This window comes from Lentibacillus kapialis (assembly GCF_014646635.1).
GTDB classification, from domain to species: domain Bacteria; phylum Bacillota; class Bacilli; order Bacillales; family Amphibacillaceae; genus Lentibacillus; species Lentibacillus kapialis.
In genome coordinates, this window is record NZ_BMNQ01000016.1 from 14,110 (window position 1) to 36,110 (window position 22,001).

Genomic DNA, 22,001 nt, shown 5'->3' on the forward strand with positions numbered 1-22,001 from the left:
ATAAAAATAGTGTATATTCTGAATAAATGAAAAATAAATGAGTTGAAAAGGACTCAATGAGTTTATTCAAACTCATTTAATTAATCTTAAAATCCTTTGTGAAATTTTAACCCCCATGGGAATCATAACAATGCTGAAATTTTTCACGGGCTCATCTCGAAAGTCATTCCAATCAAAAGAGTGAGCCCAGCAACCAAACAATAGAAGTAATGATGTAAAACCACTAATTTAAATGTGTTATCACTACAAGAAACTCGTCCCCCCTTTTAAAAGTTCTTTTGCTATCGTACGTTTTTGCATTTCTGTCGTTCCATCCGGTATTCGTTGCTCGCGGGCCCATCTCCATACATGTTCAAGGCCCAGTTCATTCGTTAATCCCATACCGCCATGAATTTGCATACACTTATCAAGAACAGACTGTGTCATTTCGGTGGCATGTGCTTTAACCATGGAAAGTTCCTTGACAGGTGATTTGTTTTGGTTCTCTACTTTCCACGCACAATGCAGCACCATATTTTGAGCAGCGTATATTTCCAGCGCACAATCAGCGATCATCGTCTGTATTGTCTGATGCTTTCCTATTGTTACACCAAAGGTTTTTCGTTCATTTGCATACTCAATCGCCTTATCTAAAGCCCATTGTGCAGTGCCAACGCAGTTTGCTGCCACAGATAACCGTCCAAGGTTGATGCCATCCAGCGCTGTTTTATAAGCCTGATGAACATCGCCTATAATATATTTTTCATGCACCCGGGCATCCTCAAGTGAAATGATTCCGGTATCCCCGCCCAAATTGCCTAACAGGGGGATAGCAGAGTCACTTACACACGTAACCCCATCCAATGGTACAAGAAAACACGTGATGCCGCCGCTTTTTTGGCGCACCATTTCCGGATCTGTAATCGCAAAAATCATGGCATAGTCGGAATAGGGAGCATAGGAAATCCACTGTTTGGTACCATTTAACACCCAGTGATCACCGTCTTTCACTGCCCTGGTTTTTAAATTCCATATATCAGAACCCGCGTCCGGTTCCGATAATCCAAAACACAACCAGGTATCCCCACTCTGTACTCCAGGTAATATGTCAGCTTTCACTTCCGGCTTTAATCCTTTTAATACCGGTGTAAGCCCATCAGTAAATAAACCAATTGGGAATATATGCTGAGTCAGCAAATCCTGGCCATGTTTTCTGTACAACAATTCGTGGATCAGAACCATATTCAACGGACCGAATTCATCACCTGATCCTCCCAGTTCAGGGTCCGCAAACATATGGAAAAAACCTGCTTCGGCAGATTTCTTGCGGACCTTACGTATTGCATCCATTGTTTCCTTAGCGTATAATCCATTTTCGTCATAAAAATACCTGTCATTTGTTAATTGCTGCTGATATTGCTTTTTAACAGGGTCAACTTCCTGTTCTATAAATTTATCAATGGAGGCAACGACTTCCTTTACCTGATCTGGAATCTTAAAATCCATTATCATCCGCTCCTTTGCTTATGAGTTCGATACGTTATTTCCTTCCGGCTATGATATACGTGCATACTTAAAGTCCATCAACAAGACTTTCTGGTTCACTTGTACTGACAGCTGTTCTAATGAAAGCGTCAACAGCAACAGCACCCTGACCTTCAGGAAGTACTAAAAGTGGGTTGATATCCATTTCTAAAATATTATTCCAGTTCGCCTCAGCATAAGCTGCCACAGATTCCGCCGCATGTACAACCGCCTCTATATCCCCTTTAGCGCGTCCCCTGAACCCTTGTAGTAATTTTATTCCTTTGAGTGAGTAAAGCGCTTCCAAAATTTCACCTCGATTTGTTGGCAGTAGAATGGGAACACTGTCATTTATCAAATTAACGAGTTCGCCCCCCATACTAATGACCAAAGCCAATCCGAATTGGTCATCCCGTTTAATGCCCAGATTTAATTCTGTTACAGCATCCGGTATCATTTTTTCCACTAAAAACTGCATATCATGTTCCACCTGATCCGCCAAATTCTCATTCATTTGCATAAGTGCCTGCTTAATTTCATCTTCCGCCTGCAAACTCAGTTTGACTGCACCGATATCGGTTTTATGGGAAACCTTGGAGCTTACACCTTTCACCACAAATGGACCTTCCATTCCGCTGTCCAGCAGATGTTCATCATGAATGGAGACAATCTTTCCATAAGGTACCTTGAGACCGTATGCATAGAGTTCTTGTTTCCCCCTCCATTCGTCTAACACAACAGCGTCGTCGTTCTGTTGAAGTTGATCACTGGATTGTAATAAGGTCGTTAAAACAGGGTTGAGATTCCTTCTTCTTTCGTTATATTCGGTAACAGCACGAATCGCGGTAAATGCATCTGTCATCCCCTGCAGCGGTGCAATACCATTCGCAATCAATTTTTCACGGAAAAGGAAAGGCATCCCTTCAGGCAATACAGATACTACGAGCATCTGTGCCTGCAGTTGGTTATTCACCCGTATGAATGCATTGATGGCAGCTTCCCAGGACCGGATATCACTGTTATCCTTACTCAAGTAATCCAAAATGAGTAATGTCGTATGGAAAGGTCCTTTTATAAAGCTTGTAAAACATGCTGTTAATTTCTCTTCATCCCCCCATATGGATGTATTATAGTCAAGCGGATTGGACACATGTTCAAACGTCGTCAGCAAAGAGCTCAGTTCCTCCTTTTGCCTCAACGTTACATTTGGAAGCGCAAACCCTTTTTTCTCTGCTATATCAGCAATAATGGCAGATTCGCCACCTGAACATGTCAGAGCACCCAGTTCGCGCCCTTCGAAAGTGCCCGCTATGGAAAATAATTTTAATGTTTCCAAAAACGCTGACAGTGAATCAACACGGCAAATGTTGAAACGTTTGAACAACGCCTGATACAGGTCATCCGATCCAGCCAGGGAACTAGTATGACTCAAGGTTACCTGACCCCCGACTTCAGAAACCCCGGTTTTGAATGCTACAAGGGGGATTCCTTTTTCCAAAGCCGTTTTCGCCGCCTGCATAAATTTTTCCACATTACCTAACCCCTCAATGTGTAAACCAATTGCTGTAACCCTTGGATCGTCGCACAATGCTACGATATAATCCGCAATATCAAGTACTGCCTGATTACCGACACTCATTACGTACGCGAGCGGCAATGATCGATCATTCATAGTTATATTAAGACTAAGATTTCCACTCTGGCTTATAACAGCCACACCTTGCTCCGCCGACAGCGATCCATAACTATCCGGCCATAACGGTACATGATCCAGGAAGTTGATGATCCCGTAACAATTCGGACCTGCCAATGCCATATCACCAGCAGCCTCTATGAGACTTTCGTGCAATTGGTAATTGCCGATTTCTGAAAATCCTGCAGCATAACAGACACAACCGGAAACGCCCATAACTTTCAATTCCTTTACAACCTCAATTGCCTTGTCGCCGCGTATCGCAATAAAAGCTGCGTCAGGCACCAGCGGAAGTTCACTTATGCTACTATAGCAAGGGACACCTTCCACTTCTGTCACGGTTTTATGGACAGCATAAATTTCCCCTTTGAATCCTGCTTTTTTGCAGTTTTGAACACCATGCCGGATAACGTTTTTTCCCCCTATAAAAACGATACATTCCGGTTTAAGCATCCGCTTTAAATTTTCCTGCTTACGATCCACGTATTACCACCCCCATCTTGCTAAAGCGTATTCATCAATACATACTGCAATTTTCATGCCAAAAATCAAAAGCCTTGTGCTGCCATTTTCATCAACCGTTAAATCATTGAAATTGAGTATTTTAATACTCACTGAGTTCTTTTAAATTACATATCTGTCACTCCAGGCAATAAGGAATGCGTTAATATTTCAGGCATTTTATATATCATTTATGCTATACTTATAATAGGAATATTCTTACTTCTTGGATTGAGGGTGTTACAGAGTGGATGAATCAATCAACACGGATAAAGTCGAAATTACAGGGGAGACACTGAAAGAGCTGTTGGATTATTTATCCGACGAGATTATTATTTTTAATCACAACAGACAAATTATTTATGCCAATAAGGCTTGTGAAAAGAATTATGGTTTAACAAGAGAAATGCTGCTGGGCAAGTTCAATCATGACTTATTTCAAAAAAAGCTTTGGACACCATCCATTTACCCGGAGATTGATAAGAGTAAAAAGCCCATCTCCATTATTCAAACGACAAATACGGGAGCAGAATTGCTTACCTCAGCCATCCCTATTTTAAATGACCAGGATGAGGTTGAATTACTGATTACAACGGCAAAAGAGTTACATGACCACAAAACGGTCACGTTAAATACAAACAATAAAACGCCGACACTGGAGGAACATGGAATCATAACACATTCCTCGAAAATGCAGGATATCATTGCTTTTTGTCAAAAAGTTGCCATCACAAATTCCACTATTTTAATTCAGGGGGAATCCGGTACTGGAAAAGGGGTTCTGGCCAATTATATTCATCAAATCAGCAAGCGGAAAAGCATGCCTTATTTAACCATTAATTGTGCAGCTATACCCGAGGAGTTATTAGAGTCCGAACTATTCGGATATACAAAAGGGGCCTTCACCGGCGCTAATCCTTCAGGAAAAGCCGGCTTACTTGAAATGGGGAATAATGGAACCGTTTTCCTTGATGAAATAGGCGATTTATCACTGTCTCTGCAAGCAAAATTACTCCAAGTGATGCAAGATAAGGAGTTTATTCCAATTGGAGGAAATGCAAAGAAAAAGGTCAATATTCGTTTCATTGTTGCGACCAATCGTAATTTGGAAAAGCTTATTGAGAAAGGACAGTTTAGAGAAGATTTATATTACCGTTTAAATGTAATCGATATCACATTACCACCACTCAGAGATAGAAAGGAAGATATTATTCCACTCATCTATCACTTCTTACATAAATTTAACGAAGAATATGAATCAGATAAGCCTATTTCACAGGATGCTCTGGATATATTGGAATGGTACTCCTGGCCGGGGAATATACGTCAACTGGCAAACTTAATGGAGAAGCTGGTCATTATAAGTGATACGGTTATTGATCATCATGCACTTCCCGAGGTATTCCACCAAAAAAAGAATACACCTATTCCGTTAAATCAACCTGACACACTGGATGATGCGGTTGATCAAGCAAAGCAGCATATGATACGCCATTCCTTTAAAAAACATAGAAGTTCGAGAAAAGTTGCAGAAGATTTAAAGATAAGCCAAACCACTGCAACAAAGCTTATTCGGGAGTATTGCAACGATTTACGCCAAAAACAATAATGTTGGATGAAGCCCAATGTTATTGTTTGGGCTTCATCCAATGAAATGCCTCCGTCTAATGTTATTGAGGGATTTTCAAAACAATTTTTCCAAAACTTGTTCCTTCATCCATATAATTTAGTGCTTTTGCAGTTTGCTCGAGTGGAAATGATTGATCGACAACCGGTTGAAGCTGATGACTGGTATATAAATCAAGTAACCGTGAAAAGTCTTCAGGGCTCCCCATCGTTGTTCCTCTAATGTCCATATTTTTAAAGAACATTCGGGGCAACACCAATTCCGGCACCGGGCCGGTAGTTGCTCCAAAACTGACAATGCGTCCACCGGGAGAAATCACCTTAATAAATTGATTGAAACTGGGTCCTCCTACTCCATCAATAATCAGTTCGAAGCTGCCGACTTGATTGCGAAGTTGTTTGTCCCAGTCTTTTGATCGGTAGTTCACACCGTCAACAGCACCGAGCCGTTTGGCATGTTTAATTTTTTCCTCACTGCTTGATGTTACATAGACATTTGCACCTGCTGCAACAGCCATTTGCAAAGCAAAAAGTGCTACACCACTGCCAATACCCGGTATAAGTACATTTTCTCCCTGTTTCACCTGACCTCTTGTGAATAGGGAACGATACGCCGTAACCCCTGCTAAAGGAAGAGAAGCAGCTTCTTGCCATGCAAGGTGCTGCGGTTTTTTATAAATGTTTTCGGCCGGGACTGAAACATATTGGGCATAGGTACCATCTACAGGCATACCAAGAATATTAAAGTCTGAACTTGAGTATTCTTCTTTCCGCCCCCAATTCAAACCCGGATTAATCACCACCTCCATACCAGGTTCAAGTTTATCTGTGTTTGCTCCAAGTTCAACAATCTCTCCCGCTCCATCCGCACCTAAAATGGATGGAAGTTTCATTTTGGGATAAAGCCCTTTCGTTATAAAAAAATCCCTTCGATTTAAAGCAGCATATTTTAATTTCACAAGTACCTCACCACTTTTGGGTTTCGGCCTGTCAACTTCTTCGTAACAAACCTTTTCCGGACCTTCAGCCTCTTTTAGTACAATCGCTTTCATTTTTACAACCACTCCTTTCAATTCGCTCATACGTTATGATGTATAGTCGATATGATCGCATCTTATAGTATAACGCATGAAGAAGTCAGTGAAGTTAATGTGAAACAGGGCCACTGAACAGCCAATAATGTAAATATAATATGTTTTCTGAAATGATTCAAGATGAAAATACGTTTTACGGGGTTTTATGCTCTTTCATATTTTTTCTCTCCTAGTTTTCCAGGGCATAGCTTCGATGCAGTTTATCATGTTATCCGAAATACCTTCTTAAGAAAAACTCGGCGTTCGCCTCGTCTTATAGGGAATGCTGAAGCTTTTCTTATAAGGTCATCCATAATTTATACTTTCTGACGTTACAAGTAAAAGGAATGCCTACATCTTTTCACCTATATGCTTTCTATTTTCCCCAACGAAACTACCATTTAATATATTCCCGCTTTATATTACGATATTAATAGAATTAAAATATTTTAAAATTAGTAAGGAGGAGAATTATGGCTCGAAAAGCATTGTCCGTTTTTGTCCTATTAATGTTAGTTGTGGGAACTGTGCTGATGGTTACGACTGAAACTTCTCAGGCCGGCAATGGGAAACACAAAGACGGTTATCCGAATAATGGCAACGTTAAAAATGTCATCGTCATGATCGGCGACGGGATGGGTCCGGCATTTCCGACGGCATACCGATATATGAATGATGACCCGTCCACACCAAAAATGGAAAGAACGGTATTTGATAACCATCTCGTTGGAAGTGCTGTAACTAATCCGGAAGACCCTGAGGAAAATGTAACGGATTCAGCGGCTGCAGCTACCTCAATGGCGGCCGGTATCAAGACGTATAATGGCGCCATTTCCGTGGACAACAACAGGAAGCCTGTTGAAACAGTATTGGAGGTTGCCAAAGATAACGGGATGGCTACTGGACTTGTAGCCACATCACAAATTAATCATGCCACACCTGCCGCATTCGGAACACACAATGAGTCGCGCCATAACTACAATGAGATTGCCGACGATTTTTATGATGACATGATAAACGGTGAACACAAGGTAGACGTTATGCTCGGCGGCGGTACGGATTACTTTGACCGTGAGGATCGGGATCTGATCGATGAATTTGAAAGCGACGGCTACAATTATGTGACTGAAACAGAGGAAATGGTAGAAAACAACAACAATCAGCTTCTTGGCCTGTTTGCCCCGGTCGGATTACCAAAAGCAATCGATCGTGAAGAAGAAACCCCTTCCCTTAACGACATGACAACGGAAGCATTGGAACAGCTGGACAAAGAAAAAGATGGTTTCTTCCTGATGGTTGAAGGGAGCCAAATTGACTGGGCAGCGCACGCCAATGATTCTGTCAGCGCCATGAGCGAGATGGAAGATTTCGCAAATGCCTTTAAAAAGGTTATCGAGTTTGCCAAAAAAGACAAGCATACACAAGTTGTACTCACAGCTGATCACTCAACCGGCGGATTTTCAGTAGGCCGCGATGGCGACTATAACTTTAACCCCGAAGTTATTGAAGCTGCCAAGCGCACGCCGGAATTTATGGCTCAAGAAATAATTGATGGTGATGATACTGAGGATGTGCTGGAAGAATACGTCCAATTTAGACTTACAGAAAAAGAGCTTTCATCTATAGAGGAAGCTGCTGAAACGGACGACTTTGATACAGTATACAGTGCTATTTCCGATGTGTTTAACAAACGTGCCGGTGCAGGATTTACAACCGGCGGGCATACAGGCGTTGATGTCCCAGTGTATGCATATGGACCTCAGAGCGAAGTCTTCTCAGGCTTGATTGATAATACGGATATTGCCAACGAAGTCTTTAAGTTTTTGAAATAAAGACTGTTCACCAAATACAGATAAACAGGCTGCCAATTAGATGACAGCCTGTTTATCTGTATATGACTTAATAAATGTCTACTCAAGCGGCAATTCAAACCAAAATGTATTATAGCATCCTTCAGACATGACGCCGATTCTGCCGCCGTGATTGTCTATGATTTCTTTAGCGATTGCCAGTCCAAGACCGCTTCCGCCTGTTGTTTTGTTTCGGGAATGATCCAGCCGATAAAAACGTTCAAATATATTGTCAGCTTCTTCTTCAGGGATAAGTTCACTTTGACCACCTACTGAAACAAAATAAACCGAAGCCTGCACCTCACCCTGAACGTCAATCATTTCGCTGCCGGTGTAATAATAGATCGCATTCTCCAGTAAATTGCTGATAACCTGCTGTATTCCCTCCACATGAATAGACAATCGCCGCGCTTCAGCTTGTACAGTAATTGGAATGTCCTCCTGTGCCCGGCGCCAGCTGAACATATCCGTACACTGTCTAATCAGATCTGACATCTCAGCTTCTGTGTACTGGGCATAATCCCTGGAAGCGAGATAATCCCATTCTTTCAGCTGCTCCACCTGTTCCATCATCAGCGTCAGCCGTTTGGACTCATTATGCAGTGATGTGTACAGTTCCCGGCTGCCTTCAATGTCACCGTGCTCCAGCAACTGAAGGTAACCATTCAAATTGGTTAAGGGCGTCCGCAATTCATGGGATAAATCTGAAATCAGCTTTTGTCGGTACTCATCGTTCGCTTTGAGCTGCTTAACCAGCCCATTAAAATGAGAAGCAAGCTCGCCTATTTCACCTCTTGTTGTCACCTCAATAAATTCCGGATATTCACCTTTTTTCAGCTGTTTGGCAGATACGATTAAACTTCTGACCGGCTTAATTAATTTTTTTGTCAAGTAAAAATGAAGCAGGCTTCCCCCAACAATCGTTATCACTGAAAAAATCAGCAGGTAGTTGAACAGAACAGCATTAAACTGACGCTGTTGCGGGCGGTTCAACGTCCCCATAGCATCAACTAGAAAGCAAGCTGTATTATAAATTGCGAGGCCGCTGAGGACGATAGCTGAAGCAACTACCACAATATTCAACAGCGATAAACGCCACAGGAATCCATTCGGAAACAACGATTGCATCCATTTACGCGCTGACAAACTTATACCCCATTCCCCGGACTGTCTGGATGCGTTCCGGCCTGGAGGCATCCACCTCAATCTTTTCACGGAGTTTCTTAATATGCGCATCAATCGTCCTGTCCAGTACCGTATGATCCGCATACGGATAAAGCTGCTCAATCAGTTGTTCACGATTAAACACAATGTTCGGGTTTTGCATAAAATAATAAAGAAGGCTAAATTCATGTTTGGTTAATTTAATCTGATCATTATAAAGCAGTACTTCACCTTTTCGAGGTTTGATGCAAAGACCACCATGGACGATTTTTTGGCAAAATTGCCCTGTACGTCGCAAAACCGCCTCAACATGAGCCATAAGCTCATCCGGATCAAATGGCTTCGTGACATAATCATCAGCGCCAATTCTTAAACCGGTTATCTTATCACCCGTCCGGGCTTTTGCGGAAAGCATGATAATCGAAACATCATGACGCTCCTTTTCACGCACCCACTCACAGAATTCTTCCCCGCTCATTTTTGGAAGCATCAAATCAAGAATGACGAGACACGGATGGTGCTCTAAAAAAACTTCTTTTGCCGTCTCACCATCAGGAGCTTCAATCACATCATAATGATTTTTCTCCAAATGCAGACGGATCAGCTGCCGTATCATCTGATCGTCTTCCACTACTAAAATTGTCTGCTCCATGAATAACACCCCTATCCCATTTTAAGCCAGATTAGGGTTTATTGCATCTTTTCAAACTCCTGCACCATCATCTCATAATTCATAGCTCCCAAGGCCTTAAACTGAATTCGTCCATCTGAATCAATCATGAAGGAAGATGGGATTGGCTGTATTTGATACTGATTAGCCACTTCTGTATTTTCATCCATTAATATAGGAAATGTCATGCCGAATTCCTCGGAAAATTCCTGTACATCACTTCTGCTGCTTTCGGTGCCGGTAAGATTTACCGCTAAAATTTCGATATCTTTATTCTCATAAAACTTCTGAAGATCCGGGACCTCTGCCCTACATGGCGGACACCAGGTTGCCCAGAAGTTCACCATGACTCGCTGACCGCGCAATTCGGATAATTTGATTTGTTCACCCCCCATTGTCTTCAGCTGAAAATCAGGTGCTATATTGCCTACTTGAAGCCCTACTGAATCCGTTTCAGTATTGTCATCAGATCCACCTGTACTTCCGCCGGATCCTCCCGAACCTTCAGCCGCATCTTCCTCAACCGTAAACGCATCATCTTGTGCCTGCTGTTTATCCTGTGAATCAAAAGCAAGATCATAAATAGCCCACACAAACATTCCTGTTAACACAACAATAATGATTCCTTTTTTCATTTATACCCCTCCTATTAACCGAGATTTGATAACCATGTACCTTCGACAGCTTTCAACAGGAAGTTTGAAAGACGTGTCATGTGACCTGTAAACAGTAAAACCCCCATTAACATCATAACTGCCCCGCCGACTTTCATGATTTTCTGGCTGTAGCGGACGATCAAACGAGTCGAGCCGAGGAAAAATGTCAATATAAGAAAAGGAAGCGCAAAGCCAATCACATACATGATGGTATAAAGCGTTCCTTGTGCAGGATTGCTTGCAGCCACCACCAATATAGAGGCAAAAATCGGCCCAATACAGGGTGTCCATCCTGCCGCAAATCCCATACCGACAAAAATCGTTCCGAAGTAACCGGCCGGTTTCCGTGCGAATTGCATCCGTTTTTCCTTCATAAAGGATGAGATGTTAAGCCAGCCTGCTACGAAGAGCCCCATTATAATGATGAAAATACCGGCAATACGCTGAATGAATAAACCTGAATCGCCTGTCAGCATTCCTTGAATCCATTGACCTAAAAAGGAAATACCAACACCAAGACCAATAAATACGGTTGAGACTCCCAGCAGGAAAAATACAGAATGAATCAGCAGTTTACTGCGTATCTTCATGTCTTTATTGTCTTTTAGTTCTTTCACACTCATCCCGGTAATATATGATAGATAGGCCGGGAAAATTGGTAATGTACATGGCGATAAAAATGACAGAATGCCGGCCCCCAATGCCAGCCAAACCGTTAAATCTGCAGCTGCCGTCATCATGTCACCTTCCTTTTGTTATAGATAAGAGCGATCAAACTTATGGTAAAGACAAGAATCAAAAACCATAAGGACATCATATAGCCATAAAGTGTTGTATAGGGCAGGATAAATGTTAATATAGTTTGCCCCAGGCTCCAGATAGTGAATATCAATGCCGTCATCGTAAAAGGCCTGATCTGTTCATACCGGATTAAAAACAAGATCAGCAGTATGAAAAGCAATCCCATATGGCTCCAGGACATTGTATTATCATTCCATACGGCTTCAATAAATTCATACAAAAACGCCGATCCGAGAAATATCGGAACAAGCGCCGATAATACCGTCCCGACATACATCTGTTTGCGCGTGGCTTTGTACACAATATTTACCAATAATAGCAGGACTGCCATATAAAAAGCATGCGCATCGCTTGGATAAGCAAGCACTGCCAGCGGGTCTGTCACGAATATATGGATATTCAGCACAATTTTACCCGCCCATATAAACAGGACAAAATTGATGATAAGCGACGTGCCTTCTTCCAATTGCTGTTTTTTTTCATGCTTTACTGATGGACTGCTTATGTAAAAAAAGATGATGCCCGCTAGAATGCTCACAAAAACAATCGCAGCCTCTTCAAATACCCAACCTGATGTCATGATATATCCTCCGTTCATTTCGCACCCATTATAAAACATTTATGTGAAAATTTAATGAAAAGAACCCGACTTTTTTATAGTGTTGGAAAATATCAATTTTGGAAACCTTACAGCTTCTACGCTCGCTATAAGACGGGTCGAGTGCCAATTTTTTCTAAAAGAATGATAATACAAATCGAAAACACTCTACTATAAGTGCGTGTTCAAAAAGGAGGATAAAAAGGACCAAGAAGTTCGAGGCGGCGCAGTTTCGAGCAGCGGAATGTATGCTTTTAAATACATGAGCAGCGGAGAAACAAGCCAACGAAGAAATTCGAAGTGTCATTTTTACCGGACTATTTGAACAACCTCTATAATACGATTAATATCATTACATGGAGGGGGCACATTGATGAAAATGCGAAAGGGATGAATAATTGTATTACAGATCGGGATGTACCGGCAGCTATGTGGGGCATGGCAGCGGCGATATCACGCCATTGCCTTCTCAAATTGATGGGACCCCGCGCGAAATTGAGGCTGCCTCGCGCGAAATCAGGGCTGCCTCGCGCGAAATTGAGGCTGCCTCGCGTGAAATCAGGGTTGCCTCGCGCGAAATTGAAGCTGCCCCGCGCGAAATTGAGGCTGCCTCGCGCGAAATTGAAGCTGCCTCGCGCGAAATTGAAGCTGCCTCGCGCGAAATCGAGGCTGCCTCGCGCGAAATCAGGGCTGCCTCGCGCGAAATTGAGGCTGCCTCGCGCGAAATTGAGGCTGCCTCGCGCGAAATCAGGGCTGCCTCGCGCGAAATTGAAGCTGCCCCGCGCGAAATCAGGACTGCCTCGCGCGAAATTGAGGCTGCCTCGCGCGAAATCGGGGCTGCCTCGCGCGAAATTGAGGCTGCCTCGCGCGATCTTGTTATTTCCCTGAGTCAACTTGCCGTTGCTCACTTGGATCAGATTTTATCCGCTTATAAACAGCATCAAGTCGATTAAATACCCACTGCAGGGCAAGTCCTTGAATCGCAATGCCAAGAACGGAGACCACGGTCAGTGTCCAGACCGACATGGACTGGTCAATTTCAAACACCCTATGGCCAAAGAAGAGCAAGTAGCCAAAGACCACGAACAATCCTTCAAAATAGGTGCTTACAGAGTTCTCGATTTTCCAGATAAGGGCACCTTCTGTAAGCAGCAAAAGCAGAACAATGAACAGGATCAGTGATTTTGACTGAATCGTCAGCTTTTCAACAAAGGGCACGACATAGTATTTTGTGATTGTTTTTATACGAAAAAAATAGATGATCCTTACGATTCTGGCCATCTGGAAAAATTGATCAAATGGGATAATCGCGATTAACAGGAAGGGATTTTGCTTGATAAAATCCCATTTTGCATCCGATAAGACAGTACGAACCATAAAATCGGCAAAGAACACAGCCCATACAATCCAGCTAATTGTCGAATTATAGGTATCATCTGTCCAAACCGTTATAATAGTAAGCATAACGAGTATAATCATGATGCCTTCATAAATGATCTTTGCCACTTTTTGCATGGTTTGTCCCTCTTCCAGTTAGCTGATATCACCTATTATATTAAAAAAACCAGGGAAGTGTAACCCTGGCTGATTTCACAATGATGATACCTGTTATTAGGCGAGTACATCTTTGTATTCAGGCGTCTCTTCTATTTTCTTTTTGGCATATGAACACGTAGGATAAATTGTCTTCCCCTCATCACGTGCATAAGAAACCATCTTTCCAACAAGCTTACCGGCGATTCCTTCACCACGAAGTTCTTCTGTTACATACGTATGATCGACATTCAGCACCTGTTCGCCGCTTTCCTTAAACGTGATTTCCGCCTTTGGATCATGTTCATTTTCACCGATATAAAATTTGTGATCACCTTTTTTGATATCTTCCATCAAGATTACCTCCTTCTTTTAAAAGGTTCGCTGCTTCCCTTCCCCAATTTCTAAACATTGAGATTTATATTTACATTTTTCCCGTTTACAGCAAAAATAATCTTTTAGCCTTAACCAACCCACGGACCCGTAACTATAATGGCAACAACAAAGATGACCATCAAATAATTCACCGAAACCATAAACATTTTATCCGCCCATTTTCGGGTATCTTTAACAAACAGACCGCTGATCGCCAAGGCAAAGTATCCGATATTAAGTAATGTTGCAATGACAACAAATGCGGTACCAAGTGAAAACAGATAAAACGGCAGCGGTAAAAGACATGTGATATAAATAACCATCTGCCGCTTCGTCATTTCCATGCCATGAACGACCGGCAGCATCGCAACATTTGCCGCTTTGTATTCATCATACTTCCGGATAGCAATCGCAAATGTATGCGGCATCTGCCAAATGAAAATCATCAATGCAAGCATAACCGGAACAATATTAGACACTGGTGCTAGCGCAGCCCAGCCTATTAACGGTGTTACTGCGCCGGAAATACTGCCTATGACTGTATTTAGTGTATAGCGGCGCTTTGACCACATCGTGTAAAGCACAACATAGGTAAACCATCCAACAAGTGCATAAATAACAGCCTCCAGTGTGGTAAAGGCTAACATCACTATACCACTGACGCTTGACGCCACGCCAATCCACAGAACTGTGCGAAGCCCGATATTGCCGGTAACAGTCGGACGCGTTTGTGTCCTGTTCATCACAGTATCAATATCGACATCATACCAGTTATTAAGGACAAGTGCTCCGCCCATCACAAGTGTGCTGCCAATGATCGTCAATAAAAATATACCAAAATTGGCTGCAAAGGAAGCGTCGGTAAAATAGACGGCAAGCCAAAATCCTGCAAAAATCGGAACAGCATTGGCAATCAGCACCGGAAGTTTAAAAAGTGACTTCATGTCCGCCGCGATTGAAGTTTGGTCTTCTTTCTCTGATGCAAAATCAGTACTACTTAAATCTGATGAGGTGACAACTTGCCTGCTCATCCTATTCATCCTCTCAGTTAGCATATAGTGACATTTCATTGAGTGGGGTGATTTTTCCCACTGACAATAATCGGTTTACTATACCTTACTACACGATTCATTAGAAAAACTCGGCATTCGCCTCGTCTTTTAGCGAGTGTTTCGTATAAGGTCATATCTTACAAACCTATACCGGCTCCAATGTATCTTCATTATAGAATACATTTCGGCTGGCGAACTCTTTTGGTGCAGTTATGATCCTTTTAATGCGAGCTATGCTTGCACTTTCGACTCCGGGTGTATAAGGCGTATCCAGCTTTAATTTTGCTGAATATATCCAATTGGGCAATGTTGCATGTTTTTGCCTGTTACCGACATATTCGATGACTGCAGCAACCTTTGTCAGCTTATCCCGATCTGATTCACTTAGATTGTCTATCTTCTGTTCTTCAAAATTCAGCTCATCAAAATATTTTACATAATCGGTTGAATACAAATCAATGAGCAGATTCGTTAATGCAAAATTAAAATCAGCGGCCTGTATTATACCGTGAACTCTTTCCATGATTTACCCAGATCCTTTCCGACATAATTCAGGAACATTTTTTGCCTGTCGCGCAAAAACTTTCTGCCGATATATTTATCGAAAATTCCAAGCACTTGATCCAGCGTCTCAATTCCAAGAAAATCAATTAAGTATTCCGCATCAGTAAAGTCCCTGAATGGTTCCGCTCTTGATGATAATATTTTCATGGCCAGCATCTGCTCTGCGCTGGGTCCGAATACTTTGAGGTGCTTGTAAGTGAATAATTCTTCCAGTTCCTCATTTTTAACATACTTTAATGGCTCTTTAATATCCTGATTAATCCACTCTTTATCTAACTTGTACGTTTCAGCAATATCAGTCAATATAGCTTCAATTTGTGGTGATGTTTCAAATATCGCGTCAATATCTTTTGTCGCCGGTCTGACATCGAAAGAGATCATCATGACCGTTCCACCATATATGTTTAACGACATGTTCAACATATTTTCCCCGAGACGCTCATCCAATACGTCGAGAATTTCCAGAAATAGCTCTTTTGAGATCTTTTCTGTAGCCATATGAACAATCTCCTTTATCTGAACCGATTATTCACGCTTATAACAGTAACGACGTGGCGCATTTCCCTTTGGATAACGACACAGAATCGCCCAAAACATACTTTTCTTTATTATATCATGTTTCAGTTCTGCATGCCCGACTTCACAAAAATGTCATCCTAATCAATCCGCAGCACCTCGTATTTAAATCCTAAATACTGATAATGTTGCCGTTGGTACATCTCCCTTGCTGTATCCTCGCCATCAGCAACCAGGATAATGATCCGGTCCTGGAACTTGTCCATGACAAATCGCTGCAATTGACCGCCGATACCTCTTCGCTGCATTGTCTCTCGGACGTTCAGGTCATCTATTTCCACGATGGAATCTGATACAATCACATTCATCGTTCCTGCAGGATTACCTTTATAATAAGCGAGCACTTTTATATTGTTTTTATCGTTAAATTGCTTCTGATTCAGATGCACCTTTTCATTGGCAAACGTTTCCCCGTTTTGCTTATCCGTTTCATACTGCAAGTTAATGAAATCATTCAAATTGGGCTCAAAAACTTCCTCAACCCGGATATCCGGGTTATCCTGTTGAACCGGAAAATCGCTTGGTTCAATGGCATATAATTCGATAAATCCAATGTCACATCCATTACTTTCCATATACCTCTGCAACTCCGGTGTCGGTTTCTTATTTTCCGGAAACACAAATTTTAAATGCATCTGATTGTGTTTCTGATGGAATTTATTTTAGAAAAACTCGGCATTCGCCTCGCCTTATAGCGAATGCCGAAGCTTTTCTTATAAGGTCATCCATAATTTATACTTTCTGACGTTATAAAAAATCCTCTGTATACCTAAATTCTTCCAGTGAAGGCATTTGTTTAAATTCAATAAAATTACTGTCATATCGGATCAGCATCTCCGGATAATGATAATGTCTATATTGCGCATTCTCCTCGACAATATACCCTATCGTCTCGATATCTTCAAATGTTGGTTTCTCCATTTGTAACCCCCCTGCTATATGGCAACTGTCTTATGAAACAGTTCTATTATACCAGAAAAACAGAAACCACATTAGCGCGGTTTCTGTTTTTCATTCGGCTTTCATTTTCACCTTAAGCTGTTGCAGGTGTTGCTTTACGCTCTTTCGTTTTAAAGCAGCAATCAATGCGAATACGGCCTAACAAAACGAGTCCTTTGATTTTGGAACCGATAAGCCAAACTTCGGCCTGAGATACAGCGCTACGAATGTTCCTGCCAGTGCCATAATACCCCAAATATAGCCGTGCAGGCTAAATGATGCAATGCCACCGAAATATGCACCGATATTGCAACCAAACGCCAATCGGGCGCCGTATCCCATAAGTAGTCCGCCTATAATAGATGCGGTGGCATTTTTGCCGGTAATCTTGGAAAATTTGAAAAGTCCGCCGGTAGCTGAAGCAAGAAACGCACCAAGGATAACACCAAAGTTGAGAATAGTGGTGGAGTCAGCAAAAATTGATGATTCCAATGCTGCTGCGTTCTCCCCCTGCCAGTAACCCCAGCTGGCAACGTCCACACCAAAAAATTGGACAGTTTTGGATCCCCATAAGGCAAAAGCTGATGTAATGCCCCATGGTGTTCCCCGGGTCATTAACGTTAAGGCGTTCAGCAGCGCTAACACCACCGCTGCTGCGAACAACGGCCATGAACCGCGGAAAATGCGTTTCCATCCTGCAGCAGATGGTTTCGGTGCCATTTTCGGCGGCTGTTTCTTCTTCTCCACAACTAACGTAATCCAGGCAATCAGGCCAAACAATACAATCGATACTATCCAGGCGCCGCCATAACCAAATCCTGTTGATGTTGCCAGTGAGACAGGTTCAAATGCCGGCAGATCTTCTGTCCAAAAAGGCAGATGATGCGCTCCAACCGTTGCACCGACAACAAAGAATAGTAGCGTGATAAACATAACGGAACGCCCGCCACCGACTGCGTAGAGTGTTCCAGACGCACACCCGCCGCCAAGCTGCATACCAACACCAAACATAAAGGCACCAACGAAAAGACTAACGCCTATCGGTGAGACATAACCGGAAACACCGCCTTCAAAAAACGCGTACCCAAATGCCAGAATCGGTGCAAATAATGTAACAGCAACCGCCAACATGAACAGGTGTGACCTTAGTGCCTTCCCATTCCCAACCGAAGCCAATCTACGGAACGCTGATGTGAAACCAAAACGGGCATGGAATAATGTATACCCAACTAAAAGACCGATTACAAGCAGTAACGACTGTACGCTGTTCTGTGTTGCCAAGAGGTAAACGAGCAGAATCGCTCCGACAATCAGACCGCCAATGATCAATGGCATTTGCGGTTTATTTAGTTCGCTATTTTTTTGCTGCGCCGGGTCCTTCACGTCATCTACCAACTGAACTTTTGCAGTGGAACTCATTTATAAAACATCCTTTACCTATCGTTTTACTTGGATTTATTTTATATCATAATACAGGGGAATTGGTTTTGTGTCAAAATGTTTTTCGTTTAGAAATTAAAACAAACCTTTATACCATTCCAGACATGGCTTCATCAATTTTTGTGACCTCAAGCGAAAATTGTACACAAATTATGTCCATCACTTATGCACAACGACTTATCAATGTCGTATGAACATCCGATCCCGATAGGCATATATTATAAATGAGTTATCATAAAGGAGTTGTCATACTAATGGAAAAGTGGCTTGGCAGTTTAAAAACCAAAAACCCTCAGGAGGGATTTGAATTAGCTATTACACTGGCGCAGAAAGGTGTGCAATACACACAACCGTCTGAAAAGATTAGAAAAAAATTGCGTCCTAAATACTCAACTAATGCAAAGAGTCTAATAGCTGCTTCTCAGGTTATTGCCATAAATTTTCAAACAGTAGCTGCGGCAAATAACTATTGGAAAAAAACCTGAATAGGATGCTTTCTCACTATTAATATGTAAGCGTCAAATAATCCCCGCCTGCTTGAAATCAGGAAGTATATTTGACGCTTAATGGCTGTCTTATTTATAAGAGGTTGTTCAAAAAGTCCGGTAAAAATGACACTTCGAATTTCTTCGTTGGCTTGTTTCTCCGCTCCTTGGAAAAGAACACCACTTTTCCTGCGTGCGATGCAGATTCATGGAAGCATTACTTATGCTCATGTATTTAAAAGCATACATTCCGCTGCTCGAAACTGCGCCGCCTCGAACTTCTTGGTCCTTTTTATCCTCCTTTTTGAACACTCTATAACATTAGAAATTATAGATGACCTTATAAGATAATCTTCGGCACTCGCTATAAGTCAAGGCGAATGCCGAGTTTTTCTAAGATATTTTTCTCTCAAGCCAGCAAACCGCTTCAACATGATGCGTCTGCGGGAACATATCAACCGGCTGAACTTCCTGTGCCGCATAGCCCCCGTCCTCCAGAATACGCAGGTCGCGTGCCAATGTTGACGGATTACATGAGACGTAGACGATTCGCTTTGGCTCCATCCCAATCATTGCCTTCAGAAGGTCTTCATCACAGCCTTTTCGGGGTGGATCCACGACAACCACATCTGGATGCATGCCCTGAGCAGTCCACCATGGCATGACTTTTTCCGCTTCACCGACGTAAAACGCGGCATTGGATAATCCGTTCAGTTTGGCATTTTTTTTGGCATCGTCAACAGCTTCCGGGACCACTTCCACCCCATAAACGTTTTTAGCCTCCTGCGCCAAAAATAACGAAATGGTTCCGATTCCGCAATAGGCATCCACAACTGTATCATGGCTGCCAATCCTGGCATATTCCAGCACTTTATTATATAACTTTTTCGTCTGGGGCGGGTTGACCTGATAAAAAGATTTGGCGGAAATGGCAAATTTAATGTCGCCGATTGTGTCATAAATATAGTCATCTCCCCAAATAGCCTTTGATTCCTTACCCCAGATGGAATTCGTCTTCCGATCATTGATATTATGAACAATCGATGTGATGTGTGGGTAAGTCTTAATCAGTTCTGTGACCAGCTCACTCTGATGCGGCAAATCGGGTGTCCGGGTGATAATGACAATCATCGTGTCCTTAGTCTCTTCTCCCGTGCGTACAACAATATGTCTTATAACGCCTGTATCTTTCTCTTCGTCATAAGCCGGAATGCCAAAGCGATCAGCCAGTCTGCGTACCGCTTCAACCATTCGGTCATTCACTTCATCCTGAATATTGCACGTTTCCATCCCCTCAATAATTCGGTGGCTCCGTTTTTGGTAGAAACCTGTCATCAGCTCACCGTCTTCCTTTTCTCCGACAGGCATCTGCACTTTATTGCGGTAGCGCCACGGGTCTTCCATGCGCATAATCGGATGAACCGGCACATTTTCCAAATGAGCGATCTTCCGCATCGCATTTTTGACCTGCTCCTGTTTCATATCGAGCTGCATATTATAACTCATATGCTGCAGCTGGCATCCCCCGCATTTATAATACACATCACACGGCGGTTCGACACGCTCTGAGCTGGGTTTTGTCACGTTGAGCAATTTGCCGAAACCGAAATTCTTATTGACTTTAACGACCTTCACATCACCTCCTTCGCCCGGAAGCGCATAAGGGACAAATAATGGATAGCCATCGATTTTTCCCACACCGCTCCCTTCATGGGTCAAATCCTCAAACCGAAGTGTAACGGTCTGATTCTTTTTTACTGGAGCTGCTTGTTTCGCCATTGCTATCTTCCTTTTTGTACGTATATATAGTTCTAATCTTACCATACCCTTTTTTAAATGAAAAAGACTGCCATTGTAAGCAGTCCTCTCAATTAACCTTCTTCATCTTTTTCAACAAATTTATCCGGCACGAAAAATTCAATATGCTGCTGTAGGTTTGTAAATTCTCCCGGCAGCAAACCGCCGTATTCACCATCAATATTCAATTGCATCTTCTCATCGGTTTCAACACTAATACGTTTGGCCTGTGTATAAAAAATCCTTTTATCCTCAAGGTGTGCGCCTCTTACGGCCAGACTGGCAATGCGGACGAACTCGGCCAAATTCATTTTCCTTAAAATCAGCAAATCAAAATAGCCGTCGTCAAGACGCGCATCAGGAGCCAGTTTTTCATAGCCGCCGACAGAGTTGGTATTGGTTACAAGAAACAACATTATATCGTCATCAAACACATTGCCGTCATATTCAATCCGTGCTCGTGTTGGCTTCACAGACGGGAGCATTTCTATCCCCTTCACATAATAAGCTAAGTGCCCGATCATTGTTTTCAGCTTGCTCGGAACTTCATATGTAAGTTCGGTCAGTTTGCCGCCCCCGGCTATATTCATAAAATAGTGATCATTAACCCGCCCGATGTCAAGGAGCATCGGTCGACCTTCCAAAATAATATCGACTGCCTTTTGAATGTCCCGGGGGATGCACAGGGCCCTAGCAAAGTCATTGGTCGTTCCGGTCGGGATAATGCCGAGTTTCGGACGGTGCTCCTGCTCCGCCAACCCATTAATGACCTCACTGATTGTACCGTCCCCGCCTGCTGCAATAACCAGATCAAAACGCCGGTCAACAGCAATCTGAGCGGCATTTATAGCATCGCCTTCTGCCGTGGTGGCATGTGCCGACGTTTCAAAACCGGCGACTTCAAACCGCTCCAATACAGTGGCCAGTTCCCGTTTAAAGGCTTCCCTTCCAGATGTGGGATTATATATAATGCGGGCTTTCTTCATGTTACTCCCCCTCACAGAACACAACTCAATTTTTGCACCTAAAATCTAGCATAGCCTTTTTTGTCCCGATTGAAAAGTTATTGACCGCAAATAATGGACTACTGCCAAAAAGTGACAGT

General features: G+C 42.6%; 22 protein-coding genes. 4 read left to right on the forward strand and 18 right to left on the reverse strand.

The features are described 5' to 3' along the window. Nucleotides 1–243: 243 nt before the first annotated feature. Nucleotides 244–1,485, reverse strand: coding sequence for an acyl-CoA dehydrogenase family protein (locus IEW67_RS07745; RefSeq protein WP_188632492.1), 1,242 nt, complete (start codon nucleotides 1,483–1,485; stop codon nucleotides 244–246). Between the two features lie 67 nt (nucleotides 1,486–1,552). Continuing rightward, nucleotides 1,553–3,679: an acetate--CoA ligase family protein gene (locus tag IEW67_RS07750; RefSeq protein ID WP_188632493.1), complete on the reverse strand. Its 2,127-nt coding sequence runs from the start codon at nucleotides 3,677–3,679 to the stop codon at nucleotides 1,553–1,555. Between the two features lie 265 nt (nucleotides 3,680–3,944). Here IEW67_RS07750 and IEW67_RS07755 point away from each other — a divergent pair, with 265 nt between their 5' ends. Continuing rightward, nucleotides 3,945–5,306, forward strand: coding sequence for a sigma-54 interaction domain-containing protein (locus tag IEW67_RS07755; protein ID WP_188632494.1), 1,362 nt, complete (start codon nucleotides 3,945–3,947; stop codon nucleotides 5,304–5,306). 61 nt (nucleotides 5,307–5,367) lie between these two features. On the opposite strand, the gene IEW67_RS07760 is transcribed toward IEW67_RS07755, so the two are convergent. Next, on the reverse strand, nucleotides 5,368–6,375 hold the full coding sequence (locus IEW67_RS07760; RefSeq protein WP_188632495.1) for a quinone oxidoreductase family protein: 1,008 nt from the start codon (nucleotides 6,373–6,375) through the stop codon (nucleotides 5,368–5,370). 494 nt (nucleotides 6,376–6,869) lie between these two features. On the opposite strand from IEW67_RS07760, the gene IEW67_RS07765 reads away from it, so the two are divergent. Beyond that, nucleotides 6,870–8,228: an alkaline phosphatase gene (locus IEW67_RS07765; RefSeq protein ID WP_188632496.1), complete on the forward strand. Its 1,359-nt coding sequence runs from the start codon at nucleotides 6,870–6,872 to the stop codon at nucleotides 8,226–8,228. A 78-nt stretch (nucleotides 8,229–8,306) separates the two neighbouring features. Here IEW67_RS07765 and IEW67_RS07770 read toward each other — a convergent pair whose 3' ends face one another. The 5 genes from IEW67_RS07770 to IEW67_RS07790 are packed head-to-tail and all read right to left on the reverse strand — an operon-like array spanning nucleotide 8,307 to nucleotide 12,117. Then, entirely contained in the window at nucleotides 8,307–9,392 is a 1,086-nt protein-coding gene (locus IEW67_RS07770; protein WP_188632497.1) for a sensor histidine kinase, read from the reverse strand. Continuing rightward, nucleotides 9,379–10,062 (reverse strand): response regulator transcription factor, encoded by a 684-nt coding sequence (locus IEW67_RS07775; protein ID WP_188632498.1) that lies wholly within the window; start codon nucleotides 10,060–10,062, stop codon nucleotides 9,379–9,381. Before IEW67_RS07775 ends, IEW67_RS07770 begins: the two co-directional genes overlap by 14 nt. A gap of 38 nt (nucleotides 10,063–10,100) precedes the next feature. After that, the gene (locus tag IEW67_RS07780; RefSeq protein WP_188632499.1) at nucleotides 10,101–10,715 is read right to left on the reverse strand and encodes a peroxiredoxin family protein; all 615 of its coding nucleotides are present in this window, start codon (nucleotides 10,713–10,715) and stop codon (nucleotides 10,101–10,103) included. Between the two features lie 14 nt (nucleotides 10,716–10,729). After that, complete coding sequence (locus tag IEW67_RS07785) at nucleotides 10,730–11,473, reverse strand: cytochrome c biogenesis CcdA family protein (protein ID WP_188632525.1); 744 nt, start codon at nucleotides 11,471–11,473, stop codon at nucleotides 10,730–10,732. Further along, nucleotides 11,473–12,117, reverse strand: a complete 645-nt coding sequence (locus IEW67_RS07790; protein ID WP_188632500.1) for a hypothetical protein — start codon at nucleotides 12,115–12,117, stop codon at nucleotides 11,473–11,475. Before IEW67_RS07790 ends, IEW67_RS07785 begins: the two co-directional genes overlap by 1 nt. 416 nt (nucleotides 12,118–12,533) lie before the next feature. Here IEW67_RS07790 and IEW67_RS07795 point away from each other — a divergent pair, with 416 nt between their 5' ends. Further along, entirely contained in the window at nucleotides 12,534–13,088 is a 555-nt protein-coding gene (locus IEW67_RS07795) for a hypothetical protein (protein ID WP_188632501.1), read from the forward strand. Here IEW67_RS07795 and IEW67_RS07800 read toward each other — a convergent pair. From IEW67_RS07800 to IEW67_RS07830, 8 genes are all read right to left on the reverse strand, one after another. Next, nucleotides 13,012–13,650: a transporter gene (locus tag IEW67_RS07800; protein WP_188632502.1), complete on the reverse strand. Its 639-nt coding sequence runs from the start codon at nucleotides 13,648–13,650 to the stop codon at nucleotides 13,012–13,014. The two genes, IEW67_RS07795 and IEW67_RS07800, sit on opposite strands and share 77 nt — an antisense overlap. Nucleotides 13,651–13,746: 96 nt before the next feature. Beyond that, nucleotides 13,747–14,022 carry a GNAT family N-acetyltransferase gene (locus tag IEW67_RS07805; protein ID WP_188632503.1) on the reverse strand — a complete coding sequence of 92 codons (276 nt, stop codon included), beginning with the start codon at nucleotides 14,020–14,022 and terminating at the stop codon, nucleotides 13,747–13,749. Between the two features lie 110 nt (nucleotides 14,023–14,132). Beyond that, on the reverse strand, nucleotides 14,133–15,074 hold the full coding sequence (gene cyoE / locus IEW67_RS07810) for a heme o synthase (RefSeq protein ID WP_188632504.1): 942 nt from the start codon (nucleotides 15,072–15,074) through the stop codon (nucleotides 14,133–14,135). 166 nt (nucleotides 15,075–15,240) lie between these two features. Next, complete coding sequence (locus IEW67_RS07815; RefSeq protein WP_188632505.1) at nucleotides 15,241–15,618, reverse strand: hypothetical protein; 378 nt, start codon at nucleotides 15,616–15,618, stop codon at nucleotides 15,241–15,243. Continuing rightward, the gene (locus IEW67_RS07820; protein ID WP_188632506.1) at nucleotides 15,597–16,157 is read right to left on the reverse strand and encodes a DUF6036 family nucleotidyltransferase; all 561 of its coding nucleotides are present in this window, start codon (nucleotides 16,155–16,157) and stop codon (nucleotides 15,597–15,599) included. Before IEW67_RS07820 ends, IEW67_RS07815 begins: the two co-directional genes overlap by 22 nt. 158 nt (nucleotides 16,158–16,315) lie before the next feature. After that, complete coding sequence (locus tag IEW67_RS18115; RefSeq protein WP_268238652.1) at nucleotides 16,316–16,870, reverse strand: GNAT family N-acetyltransferase; 555 nt, start codon at nucleotides 16,868–16,870, stop codon at nucleotides 16,316–16,318. Nucleotides 16,871–16,982: 112 nt separating this feature from the next. Then, entirely contained in the window at nucleotides 16,983–17,156 is a 174-nt protein-coding gene (locus tag IEW67_RS18330; protein WP_268238653.1) for a DUF5613 domain-containing protein, read from the reverse strand. Between the two features lie 177 nt (nucleotides 17,157–17,333). Then, nucleotides 17,334–18,593: a YeeE/YedE family protein gene (locus IEW67_RS07830; RefSeq protein WP_188632507.1), complete on the reverse strand. Its 1,260-nt coding sequence runs from the start codon at nucleotides 18,591–18,593 to the stop codon at nucleotides 17,334–17,336. 275 nt (nucleotides 18,594–18,868) lie between these two features. Here IEW67_RS07830 and IEW67_RS07835 point away from each other — a divergent pair, with 275 nt between their 5' ends. Beyond that, nucleotides 18,869–19,099: a hexameric tyrosine-coordinated heme protein gene (locus IEW67_RS07835; protein ID WP_188632508.1), complete on the forward strand. Its 231-nt coding sequence runs from the start codon at nucleotides 18,869–18,871 to the stop codon at nucleotides 19,097–19,099. Nucleotides 19,100–19,492: 393 nt separating this feature from the next. On the opposite strand, the gene rlmD is transcribed toward IEW67_RS07835, so the two are convergent. Both rlmD and IEW67_RS07845 read right to left on the reverse strand, forming a co-directional pair. Continuing rightward, a complete protein-coding gene (gene rlmD / locus IEW67_RS07840; protein WP_188632509.1) occupies nucleotides 19,493–20,878 on the reverse strand; it encodes a 23S rRNA (uracil(1939)-C(5))-methyltransferase RlmD in 1,386 nt (461 codons plus the stop codon). 92 nt (nucleotides 20,879–20,970) lie between these two features. Then, nucleotides 20,971–21,882, reverse strand: a complete 912-nt coding sequence (locus IEW67_RS07845; RefSeq protein ID WP_188632510.1) for a diacylglycerol kinase — start codon at nucleotides 21,880–21,882, stop codon at nucleotides 20,971–20,973. Nucleotides 21,883–22,001 lie beyond the last annotated feature (119 nt).